12 protein-coding genes are annotated in these 12,846 nt (G+C 43.7%); 6 read left to right on the forward strand and 6 right to left on the reverse strand.

The window, feature by feature from the left end; genetic code table 11:
- Positions 1-109: 109 nt before the first annotated feature.
- From rapZ to mgtE, 3 genes are all read left to right on the forward strand, one after another.
- On the forward strand, positions 110-964 hold the full coding sequence (rapZ, locus tag RGE70_RS15440) for an RNase adapter RapZ (protein WP_310472329.1): 855 nt from the start codon (positions 110-112) through the stop codon (positions 962-964).
- A complete protein-coding gene (locus tag RGE70_RS15445; RefSeq protein WP_310472330.1) occupies positions 951-1,226 on the forward strand; it encodes an HPr family phosphocarrier protein in 276 nt (91 codons plus the stop codon). The genes rapZ and RGE70_RS15445 overlap by 14 nt, the downstream gene beginning before the upstream one ends.
- A gap of 97 nt (positions 1,227-1,323) precedes the next feature.
- On the forward strand, positions 1,324-2,688 hold the full coding sequence (mgtE, locus tag RGE70_RS15450) for a magnesium transporter (RefSeq protein ID WP_310472331.1): 1,365 nt from the start codon (positions 1,324-1,326) through the stop codon (positions 2,686-2,688).
- A gap of 68 nt (positions 2,689-2,756) precedes the next feature.
- Here mgtE and RGE70_RS15455 read toward each other — a convergent pair whose 3' ends face one another.
- Complete coding sequence (locus RGE70_RS15455; RefSeq protein ID WP_310472998.1) at positions 2,757-3,419, reverse strand: YiaD family glycine zipper/OmpA-like lipoprotein; 663 nt, start codon at positions 3,417-3,419, stop codon at positions 2,757-2,759.
- Positions 3,420-3,828: 409 nt separating this feature from the next.
- Between RGE70_RS15455 and RGE70_RS15460 the strand changes: the two genes are divergently transcribed.
- Complete coding sequence (locus tag RGE70_RS15460) at positions 3,829-4,038, forward strand: transposase (RefSeq protein WP_310472332.1); 210 nt, start codon at positions 3,829-3,831, stop codon at positions 4,036-4,038.
- 401 nt (positions 4,039-4,439) lie between these two features.
- Here the strand turns inward: RGE70_RS15460 and RGE70_RS15465 are convergent, their stop codons facing one another.
- The 5 genes from RGE70_RS15465 to RGE70_RS15485 form a co-directional block, all read right to left on the reverse strand.
- Positions 4,440-5,804, reverse strand: coding sequence for a hypothetical protein (locus RGE70_RS15465; protein WP_310472333.1), 1,365 nt, complete (start codon positions 5,802-5,804; stop codon positions 4,440-4,442).
- A gap of 271 nt (positions 5,805-6,075) precedes the next feature.
- Positions 6,076-7,590 (reverse strand): FG-GAP repeat domain-containing protein, encoded by a 1,515-nt coding sequence (locus tag RGE70_RS15470; RefSeq protein ID WP_310472334.1) that lies wholly within the window; start codon positions 7,588-7,590, stop codon positions 6,076-6,078.
- 114 nt (positions 7,591-7,704) lie between these two features.
- Complete coding sequence (locus tag RGE70_RS15475) at positions 7,705-8,145, reverse strand: GtrA family protein (RefSeq protein WP_310472335.1); 441 nt, start codon at positions 8,143-8,145, stop codon at positions 7,705-7,707.
- Entirely contained in the window at positions 8,127-9,557 is a 1,431-nt protein-coding gene (locus tag RGE70_RS15480; protein WP_310472336.1) for an ArnT family glycosyltransferase, read from the reverse strand. The genes RGE70_RS15475 and RGE70_RS15480 overlap by 19 nt, the downstream gene beginning before the upstream one ends.
- Positions 9,557-10,624 (reverse strand): glycosyltransferase family 2 protein, encoded by a 1,068-nt coding sequence (locus RGE70_RS15485; RefSeq protein ID WP_310472337.1) that lies wholly within the window; start codon positions 10,622-10,624, stop codon positions 9,557-9,559. The genes RGE70_RS15480 and RGE70_RS15485 overlap by 1 nt, the downstream gene beginning before the upstream one ends.
- A gap of 127 nt (positions 10,625-10,751) precedes the next feature.
- On the opposite strand from RGE70_RS15485, the gene RGE70_RS15490 reads away from it, so the two are divergent.
- Both RGE70_RS15490 and RGE70_RS15495 read left to right on the forward strand, forming a co-directional pair.
- Positions 10,752-11,441 carry a response regulator transcription factor gene (locus RGE70_RS15490; protein ID WP_310472338.1) on the forward strand — a complete coding sequence of 230 codons (690 nt, stop codon included), beginning with the start codon at positions 10,752-10,754 and terminating at the stop codon, positions 11,439-11,441.
- Positions 11,435-12,781, forward strand: coding sequence for a sensor histidine kinase (locus RGE70_RS15495; RefSeq protein ID WP_310472339.1), 1,347 nt, complete (start codon positions 11,435-11,437; stop codon positions 12,779-12,781). Before RGE70_RS15490 ends, RGE70_RS15495 begins: the two co-directional genes overlap by 7 nt.
- Positions 12,782-12,846 lie beyond the last annotated feature (65 nt).

Genomic DNA, 12,846 nt, shown 5'->3' on the forward strand with positions numbered 1-12,846 from the left:
TATCCAACCGTTATAACCCTTGCTTTCAACGCAGATAAAGTTAACCTATAATTCAGTACGGTTGATATACATCAAACCTTAACTCTAAATTTCTCAGGTGTTTATTAAGATGAAACTCGTTCTAGTCTCTGGTCGCTCCGGTTCAGGCAAGTCAGTCCTGCTAAGGATGTTAGAAGATCTGGGCTACTATTGTGTCGATAATCTGCCGCTACCTATGATGGGAAGCTTAATTGAGCAATTATCAGGAAACTCAGAGTTAGTCGCAATTAGTGTTGATATACGCAACATGCCAGCCAAAGAGAGTGAGCTGGTAAAGCATTTAACTAACCTGCCTGAAGGTGTTGAGTTATTGAGCTTTTTTCTTAACTCAAGCGATGAAGTGCTACTTAAACGTTATAACGAGACTCGCCGGTTACACCCACTGTCTCATACCAATATCTCGTTAAAAGAAGCCATCGAGCTTGAAGGGCGTCAACTTGAGCCACTAGCCCAAATCGTTGACCATTACATTGATACCTCTAGCCTTAATATCTACGCTTTGAATGACCAAGTCCGTGAAATTTTACTCGGCAATGTCGATAAAGAACTGATGATCAAGTTTGAGTCTTTCGGCTTTAAGCATGGAATGCCCACTGAAGCTGACTTTATGTTTGATGTTAGGTTTCTTCCCAACCCACATTGGGAGCCAGATCTCAGGCCAATGACCGGACTTGATAATCCCGTACAACTATTTTTAAATCAACACCCTTCAGTTAATCAGCTCATTAGCCAAATTGAAAACTTTATCGACACTTGGTTACCAGACCTAGAGCGAAATAATCGCAGTTACTTAACCATTGCTATAGGCTGTACCGGTGGTCAGCACCGCTCGGTTTATGTAACTGAACGCTTAGCAGAACATTTCAAGCATGGACGCCATAAAGTCACTGCCAGCCACCGTGAGCTTAAAAATGCCAACGATTGAACGGCAAGTCACCATCTGTAATAAATTAGGTTTACATGCCCGAGCGGCCACAAAACTGGTCGTTCTAGCAGCAGAATTTGATGCAGAGATAACTATAATTCAAGGGGACAAGCAAGCCTCTGCAGTAAGTGTACTAGGCTTACTGATGCTAGAAACAGGAATGGGAAAGTCAATAAACTTGCTCGCCAATGGCCCAGATGCACAACCAGCATTAGACGCCATAAGCCAATTAATCAATGCAAAGTTTGACGAAGACAATTAGTCCCGTTATTTTCCTGTAAAATTTGCTATCTATAGTGCATCAATCCCCTTCACTTACGCTATGATAGGCGCCTTTTAAACGACCTTGCGAGGGAGCCATGCCGATTGAAGTCTTAGACAATGAAACAACAGACCAACGCCTCAATCAGCTAAATAAAGCTTTGGGTAACGGGATGTTTGTTCATGTCCGCAATATGTTGCAGGACATGGCCGCCACTGATATCGCTTTTATTCTCGAATCATCTCCACCCCGAACCCGTCAAGTCTTATGGCAATTGATTGACCAAGAGCATACCGGTGAAATTCTTGATGAGTTAGGCGAAGAACTTAAAGACAGCCTGATTACCCAAATGAGTCCAGAACGTGTCGCTAAAGCTGCCGAAAGCATGGACACCGATGACTTAGCTTATATTTTAAGAAGCTTACCTGACAGCGTATTTAACGAAGTGCTGCAGTCGATGAGCACGCAAGACCGAGTGAGGGTTGAACAGGCACTAGCTTACCCCGATGATACTGCTGGCAGTATCATGAATACCGATACTGTGACCTTAAGACCTGACGTCAATATTGATGTTATTTTGCGTTACTTAAGGATCCGCGGCGAGCTTCCGCCTGCAACAGATATGCTTTATGTCGTGGATAAACGCGACCGAGTGTTAGGCGGGGTTCGTATTGCCGATCTACTCACGTGTAACCCAGATTCATCGATCCGCGACATCATGGCTGACGATCTCGAAGCGATCCCAGTTGGTATGTCTGACAGCGAAGTCGCCCAGCTATTTGAACGCCATGATTGGGTATCAGCCCCCGTGATCAACGAAGACAACAAGTTGCTTGGTCGTATCACCATTGATGATGTGGTTGATGTTATTCGTGAAGACGCCGAACACTCGATGATGGGTATGGCGGGTATGGATGACGACACCGATACATTCGGTCCAGTGCTAAAAAGTACCTTCCGCCGCTCACTCTGGCTCACGGTCAATTTATTTGCAGCCCTACTGGCGGCATCTGTGAGCAATATGTTCGAAGGTACATTAGAGCAGTTTGCCACCATTGCGATTTTAATGACCATAGTCCCAAGTATGGGCGGCGTAGCTGGTAACCAAACATTAGCGCTGGTTATTCGCGGTATTGCCCTGGGGCAAATAGGTCAAAGTAACTCGCGCTGGCTTATCGGTAAAGAGCTGGCTATTGGCTTCCTAAACGGGGTGCTGTGGTCTATTTTAGTCTTTGCCGCAGTTTGGGCTTGGAAAGGAGATATCACTCTAGGAGCCACCATCGGTGGTGCAATGCTGATCAACATGACGGTGGCAGGGTTAGCCGGAGCTAGTATCCCGCTACTGCTCAAAAAAATGAATATTGACCCCGCACTTGCTGGCGGCATGGTTTTAACAACTGTCACTGATGTGATTGGTTTGTTTGCCTTTTTAGGGCTTGCGACAGTATTTTTACTCAATTAACTTTTGGCTTCATAACAGCAAAAATATAAAGCCACCTAAAAAGGTGGCTTTATATTATCTGACGGCCCTTAGCTTAACGGGCTAAGAATAATCTCTACACGACGATTTTCAGCGCGACCCGCCTTGGTCTCGTTACTGCTAATAGGTCGGTCTTCACCCACACCAAATGACGCCACTCTTGACGCTGGAAGCTGACGTAGCATCAAGTAACTGGCCACTTCACTAGCTCTGCGCTCTGACAGCTTTAAATTATAAGCTGCAGCACCTGAGCTGTCGGTATGTCCCATCACATTCAATTTAGTTTGATCATACTTCAGTGCGACTAACGCCACGCTATCAAGTACATTTTTAGCGCTTTGACTCAACACCGTTTGATCAACATCGAAGGTAACTTCATTCGGCATATGCAAAATAATATCGTCACCACTGCGGGTAACGCTAACACCTGTAGATTGTAACTGCTGACGCAGCTCCACTTCTTGCTCATCCATGTAGTAACCAATACCGCCACCCAGAGCAGCACCTGAAGCTGCACCAATTAACGCACCTTTACCTCTATCGCTCTTACTCGAAGAAATAACGCCAATAGCCGCACCAGCTAATGCACCAATAAGTGCACCGTTAGTCGCTTTAGTGTTTTCAGATTGATTGGTATAAGGGTTTGTAGTTTGACAACCCGACACTAGCATCGTCGCAACAAGGCAGCCAATGACGACACCGTTATGCTTCATATTCACAAGTAACACTCCTAACGACCTCCACAACAGTGAAGACGACAACATATTGAACTCATGGCTGACAGTATATAAGCAAGCGACTAATAGACAATGCCTACTCATCTAAGCGCTTTAAAATTATACAAATTATCAATCTTGCAAACCTTAACTAACACCTAAGGCGCACCATAACAGTGCACCAGTGCTCTGCATTGAAACAAAAGGAGTGATAGGTTGTGATCACGCAGCGTTATAACAACAATTAAGCTACTGATTAGTAAGGCTATTGGCAATTACGCAACTATGGCACGAATATAGCATACCTATATAGTAGTATGACAAACACTGAGCAGCGTTGTCATTTCAGCGGCAATAGTAAAAGTTATTATCAGTAATAATTTAAATGCATAGGACAAGGAAACCGATGAACATAGAAGACCGTAATATCAACATCATTCATGAAGTACAGCACAATGGTCGTTTATTATCGGATGTGGCAAGGCAGTATGGCACCTCAACTAAACATGTTTATCGACTTGTGAACGTCAATACTCCGCGCAAATCAAGTCGCGGTAAGACGTTACGAACTAATTTAAGCAATTTTTGTTCTCGAATTAAAAACCTAGGCCGTTAACCACTAAGTGACACAAACTACCTGAATCAGGTAACCTTTTCGCAGAGGTAAGAGTACATCGTTTCGCTCCCACGAAATTAAAAATTATCGCAAAGCAATGACAACAGAATAAAAATAACAATACACAATAATTAATTGCGCGATAATTTCACTTTTACCTCTGCAACCCTACACCTAAATTGGCAGGGACAGCCTCTATAACTTATAAAAATCATCGGCATCCCTCATATTCCATCGCTCTAAACTACACCAGCCAATTAATACCAGCCAAACTTAACAGCACTGTTAACTATGGCGTTCACCCATAAAAAAAGCGCCTCAACAGGCGCTTAAAATATCAATTTTTACATACAGTTGCGAGTTATAACGAATATGTTAAACCGTGCAATACGCTATGTTTACTAGAACGTGGTCAACCTATAACCTAGTGGCTCAGTGTCATCTTTGTTGAGCACCATAGTGTAATTACCCGCAGACTCAAACGTGACTGCATCTGATTGATACAGTAAAGTCAGCGTGTCATTATCATCTTGATACACCACACTAATTTCATACTCACCCGATGGTAGGCTAATATTTTCTAGCTCAGTAAACTCAATGTCATCAATTACATAATCTGTTGAGTCGATGGTTTCAGTAGGGGAAACAAAGTAAATTTGTAGGCCGTCATAATCATGGACCAAGTTAGCAAAATCAATTTCATGCTCAAATGCACGTGGGCGATGATCATGGGTAATGGTCATGCCTTTAGTTGCACCATACTCATCTTCATAAACCAAAATTGACTTACTTTCATCTTGGTTAAACGTCACCAGTAAGTTGTTAGCTAACTCTTCTTTACTATCTGTATTGGTGATCGTCACCCCATAATCATTAAAACCAATGGCCTCAAAGTCAGATAAGGTGTGTTTCTCTAATCCATAAATGAACTGCTGCTCATCTTTACTCGCGATATCAATATCGATGTTATCAACATCATTTAAGCTATTAAAGAATCGATACTCAGCAATAGCATCAATATTGGCATACGAGGTTGGCGTTGTTGTTGAGTCAACACTATCAATAGTGAGTTTTGGGGTTCCTGGTCCAAAGCTATTACGGATGATAAATTTGTAAACCGTGTTGTCAGTTAAGTCTAAAGCCGTCGTCGTAAACACCGGCTCGGTTTCTCCAACTTCTGTTAAATAAAGAACATAACTGCCAGTGTCATACATCAGCTCGGTCGAATAACCTTTATAGCTAACAGTATCAATCATCGTTGCTGCACTGAAGTCTTCACCTTCAAGGCCAAAGTAAACATCAAAGCTAGCTTCGTCTAACGCCGCGTGCGCCACTAAGACTTGCATCTTGCTGTATTCTTCGTCCTCATCATCGTTAAGCTCGTCCATATCAGTACGGGCAAATTGAATATCGACAACCTCTGGACTGGCATAATCACCTACCAGCATAATTAAATGTTCAGCTTCATTTTCCAGGTCAATTGTTGACTCGTATAACGATATTTCATCACCGTCGGCATCATAACCAATAATGTCGATATCAGCAGTACCGGTACTATACGAGTAACGCGGCATCGAGTCAGCATAGCTCACTGAGCCATACTGGTAATCGTCTAATTCAAGTGCTGTTGATGTGCTATTGGCAGAGGCATTGTAATATTGGATATATGCAGCATCAGTCGAACTACTATCGTCGTCTGAACTACAGCCGACCGCTGTTGCTAACACAACCGACAGACCGACGATACGCCATGGAATGGAATTCATTGTTTTCCCTTAACTAATTAATGACAAGCTCACGGCCTATTATGACCAGCTTAAGGTGTAAAGAACTGTCAACAACTGCAATGTTAAGGAAGGTTTGTGCTAGCTTTGTAAGCTAGCATGTAGTTTTGTAAACGGAGGTAAAAACTAAGGATTTCAATAGTTAACACCCGTCAAATGTAACAGATATAAGTTTTAAATGATACAAATTGAGTTTTATTTGCTTAAAAAAGGCGTCCAATATTTAGCACTTTTACCAACCTAACACTGCTGTTTAATCGACCAGCAACACCTTAAATTGGTTTAGTAACAGCTTGCTATCTAAACGACCATACTTAATGATGATGTCGTGTTTTCCGTCACCATTTAGATCATCCGTTTTAAGCATTTCCCCCTCTTGAGGAAGCTTAACTTGATACTTTTGCGCCGCTGTCGCAAACAGCTTGTTACCTTGTAAGCCTAAGTACACTTTTAAGGTGTCGTCGCTTTCAGACAAAATAAGATCCTTTAAGCCATCGCCGTTCATATCTGCCAACTTAACCACTGGCCCGCCACTTTGCCCCGAACTTAAACTAAAGTTAAGTTCAACGTCTTGGGTCATATTAGGCGTTAAAGCAAAATGGCCTTGCGAGTTCATTTTGAATAAATGCACGTCTTGATCGATACTGCCCGACAGTAGCGCACCGATAATTTGAGTGACGCCAATATCAAAACCCGACACCATAACCTCAACTTTCTCGTCATTGTCGATATCAACAAACTCTAACCCCGTTAGTGTGCCTTCAGCTTTTACAACACTGCTTGCGACTTTGGGAAACACCAATTTGCCTTGCTGATTTTGACCTAGGTACACTTCGTAATCATTGACCCGGTCAAACACCCCAGAACTTTTGGTGTAACGTAAAACCAAATCGGTTATACCGTCGTTATTAATATCGTTAAGTGCTTCTACCTTGTGATAAACCAGCTCACTTTGATCTAACTGCTCACCATAAGCATCGCGTCTGTTCCACCAATTAATATCGCTAATGGGCTGACGCACCGAAACATACTCTGCAACCGGACTAAACATACCGTTAGCGACTTGCTTATAAAGCGCTAATTCACCTTCACCCACCTTAACGATATCGTTTATGCCATCAAGATTTAAATCCGTGCTGTACAGCTTAGATTGTGTATACGTTGCCCCATTTTCAAACAATCGCGATTGCGGCTTAATCGCTAATACTTGCTGGCTAAAGCCGCCTTCTTTTTTCGCCAAAAGCAAGTGAGTCTGGGTAAAATCTGGGATGATAATGTCATCGAGGTCGTCACCGTTCAGATCAGCAATAAACTCACCTTGGCTTAAATAATCAGGCCGTGTGTTAAACGATAACGAGCGGATATCTGTAATGGCATTAATCTGCCCACTTTCCCCTTCAGCGCTAGGCTCAAAAAGGTGCAATTTATCTTGCGATAAAAAATATAGCTGCTGAAACATCCCCGCTTGCTGCTGGGTAATATCAAAAGAATGCAAAAATTGTGGCAGCTCTAGCTTAACGGTTAATTGATATTGACCTTGCTGCAACGCGTAAATTGCCATCCAGCGACTACTGAGTTGATCAATACCAAAAGTAACTAGCTCTTTACCCTCTGCGGGTAAGAGATCCGCTGTAATTACGGGGTGGGTCAAATTAAACGGGGCGGTAAGAGTTGACTCAGACAATGTTAGCTTAGTTGTTGGGGCAGCCGACACTCCAACACTGACAAATAAGGCCGTTACAGCAAGGTTTTTAGCAACAAATTCCATGTATGTGTTATTCCATTAGCAGTCATCCTGATATAAAGACCAAAGCTAGCGGGTTTGTGTTGCAAATAACAGCATATTTCATCATTTGTAACAGATCACATATGTCGCGATCGGTTAATCAGCCACCACATTTTTAAATATCCAATAGTTAGCGCCAAACCAATTGAATACTAAACCGGTTAACACTCCCGCACTAAACGCCATTACAGCCCCTAAAGGTGAGCCTTCAAACCATTGTGATATAAAATAAAAAACCGACAAATTAGCTATCGCTGCGGTACCTGACACCACAAGCGATGCCAGCACTTGTGCTCCCATCGGCGCTTGCACTCTATAGCGAAAGGTCCAGCAACGGTTAACCAACCATGACAGCACTACCGCAATTAAAAATGCGGCAACCCTAGCACTAGCTAACCCCCACCCCAATACGGCAGCGAACAAGTAAAACAGTGCGGCATCGACTATAAAAACGCCACCACCAACCAGCAAAAAGCGCCCTACGTGTTGGTATTGAGACCACAGCGCAGAGCCCCACTTTAATGACTGCGATAACACAGCAATAGCTCCCGATATTGATTGTCAGCAATGGCGCTGCAGTTTTCAAAAATACGATCTTTTGCGTTTGAACGCTTAACGACTAAATAAAAAGACGACTCATTTAAAGGGATATCCATAAGCGTACTAATTTTATCGGCTTGCCCTGCAGTGTAAAATCGAGCCGAAAAAGGCTGTGTTTGCCAATAATAAGTCGCCAGAGGTTGCGCTCGTTGCGCCAGTAACCACCGCTCACTTTTATTTATACCAGTGGATAAACTGATATAGCCCACCACCATAATCAGTAACGCTGGAACCGCTAACGCGACAAGGTGTAACATCGGTACCTGTGTATGCCGCCAAGCGTAAGTGAGTAATATCGCCAACGCGGGGATCCCAGGCAGCACATAGGCTGGAAGAATATTACCTGCAAAGGTAAACAGCACCATTGGTGCAATCATCCAACAAATGAGAAAACGCGCTAAAGCACTGTCTTTAGCAATACTTGTTGCAGGGGCGCTCGCACCGGGCTCTAGAGGAGCCGTAGGTGTTTCAGTTTTTATTTTATACAGCGCACGGGGTAAAAAGAACGACCAAGGTAGTGCGGCAACAATAAAATACCCCCAAATCGTGCCACGAGTCTGGTCGTGGGCACTGCCATATAAGTCGCCCTTCCAGCCACTATCGACAAACCTTGACCAATGCTCTCCCACAATAAAGTAATTTAAAAAACCTGGAGTCGTGTTTTCCGCTATCACATACCAAGGCATTGCGATCAGTAGCATCAACAGTGTGCCCTTCACCAATGGCACCCGTTGCCATAACATTAACCAAGGCTGGGTCAACCCGTATTGCCACAGCAGCCAAAGCCCTGTTCCGATGGCAAATATAACCAACGCCACCGGCCCTTTAGCCAATAAGCCTATCGCTAAACCAACGAAGCCCCAATAGCCCCAACGCACCTCTCCTTGCCAGCATAGATAAAAGCCAACCATTGCCATCGTTAAGCCAAAGGTCAAGCTCATATCGGTCATGACTGCGCCAGCGCTAACAATAAACACGATGGTGGATGCTAAAACAATCAAGGTTGCTAACACAGGTAGGCGCTGTTTTCGGGTGAAAATAGCCACAAGCCCAAGGGTTAGCATTGCCACTAACCAGTGTGGTAATCGTACAGCAAATTCTGACACGCCAAACCCTAAAATAGACACCGCACTTAACCAAGTATGCAATGGTGGTTTACCCCAAAAGGGAACGTCGTAATCAAAGAGCGGGGTGATCCAGTTGCCCGTTTCAACCATCAAACGCGCCATTTCACCGTAACGAGCCTCTGTGGTATCCATTAACGGATACCAAGGCATAAGCAGTAATCGAGTAAAGACCACCAGCATTAATACCGCAACGCTGCTTCGAGCTGTAGACCAACGCTGCATTAATTCGCCTCCAAATAGCGTACATTACTTGCCACGGCCGGTTGATGCTCACTGTGGTTAGCGTTAATGGTCTGCTGGTTGGGGTTAACCTGATTAACTGACTGGCGATAAGCCACTTCTTCAATCAAATACAGCGGTCGCTGCTTGACCTCTACAAAGACCCGCCCTAAATACTCACCAATCAAACCTAAAGCCAATAACTGCACGCCAGCCAAGCCTAACTGCACGACCATCATAGAAGCATAACCCGCAACGGCCTCTCCATAAATCAGCGTTTTAGCCACCACCCAACCTCCGTAAATAAAGGCACTACAGGCGGTAAATACGCCACACCAAGTCGCAATACGCAGTGGTTTAAAGCTAAATGAGGTAATGCCATCCATAGCCAAACCAAAGAGCTTACCGTAATTCCATTTGGTCTCGCCGACAAAGCGCGGATCACGATCAAACTCGATGGTAGTTTGCGAAAATCCTGGCCAGCTAAACAGCCCTTTCATAAAGCGATTCCGCTCAGGCATCGCCTTAATACAGTCGACAACTTGTCGGCTCATTAAACGAAAGTCACCGACATTTTCAGGCACTGGTGAGTCTGAAACCCAATTCATTACTCGGTAAAAGCAGGCTGCAGAAAAGCGTTTAAGCCAAGTCTCACCCAGTCGTTTACGTCGTTTCATATTGACGATATCAAAGCCTGCACGCCACTGCGCTAACATCAATGGAATTTGCTCCGGTGGGTCTTGCAAATCAGCATCTAACATAATGATTGCCAAACCTCTAGCATGCTCAAGCCCGGCAGACATGGCCGCCTCTTTACCAAAATTTCGACTTAACTTAATACATTGGTATTCATTTTCGGCTAGAGGTAATTGGCTTATTTGCTGCCATGAATCATCACTACTCCCATCATCAACAAACACAATTTCAGCACTGTCATCGAGTGCAGACAACACTGATGTGAGCCTTGAAATCAACGGAGCAATCATTTGTGACTCGTTAAACAATGGTACGATTACCGATAGACAAATTTCAGTATTGCACTCACCGTACGGCGTATAAGCATGTGTCATGAAGCATCCTAGGTATTATGTTTCCCTATAGCATGCCGTGGAGGAAGTGAAGAAAATGTCGTTGACATTTTTTCGACAAAAAAATGGTAAACTAAATCATAATCACCGACCCAATAATGGCTTACCAATGACACTAAAATTACTCATTATTGAAGACAACATCGACGTAGCCGGTATTCTTGGAGATTACTTTGAGGCACAAGGAGCGGAGCTCGATTTTGCCGATAATGGTGAGCTAGGTTTATCGCTCGCCCAAGCTTTTGACTTTGACGCCATCATTTTAGACTTAATGCTGCCAAAGCTTGATGGCCTAAGCTTATGTAAAGCATTACGCTCATTAGGCTGTACCACACCAATCTTGATGCTAACCGCACTAGATAATAAAACCGACTTACTCAGTGGCTTTGAATGTGGCGCTGACGACTACCTCGGAAAACCGTTTGATCTTGATGTTGTTGATGTACGAGTCAGAGCCCTCATAAAACGTCACCGCGGTAACGTGGCACAAGGCAGCCTTAAGTTTGGCGATATCGAGCTCAATATTGCTGAACATCAAGCGTATCGACAAAATATGCAACTGGCACTCACCCCAACAACCTACCAAATTTTATTATTACTGATGAAGCATGCGCCTAACGTCGTTAAGCGGGCTCAGATCATAGAAACGCTCTGGGGAGAAGCACCTCCGAGTAATGATATCTTGCGTAGCCATATGTATCAGCTACGTAATCAACTCGACAAACCCTTTAAAACCCCAATGCTTGCCACTGTGCCAAAGGTCGGTTTCCGGTTGGTCCTCGGTGACCAGCAATGCTAGACAGTTTGCTCAACAAGGTTCCAACCGCGTCCAGCTTACCGCATAAATTGATGCTGTATTTTAGTACCGTAGCCGTTATGATTGGCGTCACCATCTACTTCTCAATGTTTGCGTTAATGCAGTGGGTTGAAGATGAGGTAAACCAACACGAACTGAAAAGCAGTGCATCTTATGCTGTTAAGCAATTTAAGCAAGGAGCCACTGAACCACTGGCAATTGGTTTACGGATCAAAGCCTATCATTCTGCAGATTTAATCCCTGAAAAATATGGCGATTTAAGCCATTTTCCAATTGGATTCATTGGTGAGTCCGTCGGCGACAATCAGCTAAATTGGTCTGAAGAGCTCAAGGCTTTACTGCAATTTACCCCCGACGCTAAAGCAAACTTACATGAAGTGTTTCTCTATCGAGGCTCGTTTCACCATAATCACAAATTACAGCCACTATATTTGATAATGGAAAGCGACAATGTTGAACTTAGCGAGCACAAGTGGAACTTAATCAACCTGTTTATCATTTCATTTATCTGCGTATTGTTCCTACTTTTTGGGTTAGCAATTCACAAACTCAGTTGCCGTTTAGTTCGGCCAGTTAGTGAACTTAGTCAGCAGTTAAAGTCTATCAAGCCAAATAAAACCTTTTGCGTGTCAAAGCAGTCTGCCGCTGAATTTACAGAACTAGCAGAAAGCCTTAACCATTATCGCCAACAAAATGAGATGATGATTAAACAAGAGCAAGCATTTGCTCGTTACGCTAGCCATGAACTGAGAACCCCGTTAACCGTCATTAGCGGTGCAGCTAAACTGCAAGAAAAAAACAATGCGGTTGACTTTCAAACACGACAGCGGGACCGGATCCAGCGAGCCGCATTAGACATGCAACATACTATCGATGTTTTACTCAATCTAGTTAAACAAGAAAAGGCAACCGACTCCAACCATTCTAGGCTGTTAACCCTGGCCGAAATTGAGCATATAGTGCAGCCTTTGCAAACAGAGGCTAAGCGAAAAAACATTAATATCAACATTAATATCGAACAGGCCCCCGTAATAAAACCTGCACCGACAGTACTTAAAATGCTACTGAGTAACGTGATCAGTAATGCGATTAATGCCAGCGAAGCCGGTGATATTACAGTCTTAATAAACCAACATGAAATTGTAGTTACCGACCAAGGGCAAGGCCTAACGGAATCAGAGCAAGGGAATATGCATGGACATGGTTTAGGTCTATTAATTGTCAACAGCCTTTGCCAACGTTATCAATGGCAGTTTAATTTAACAAACGCGCAGCCAACAGGCTGCGTCGCACGATTAAGCTTTCCAGCGCTTTCACTTTAAGTGCGGCTAACTTGTTTTATACCGTTGCAGTCACAGCGGTATAAAACAATTAGACTAAGTGGAGG

The organism is Shewanella youngdeokensis (assembly GCF_033180165.1).
In the GTDB taxonomy this organism is placed as follows: domain Bacteria; phylum Pseudomonadota; class Gammaproteobacteria; order Enterobacterales; family Shewanellaceae; genus Shewanella; species Shewanella youngdeokensis.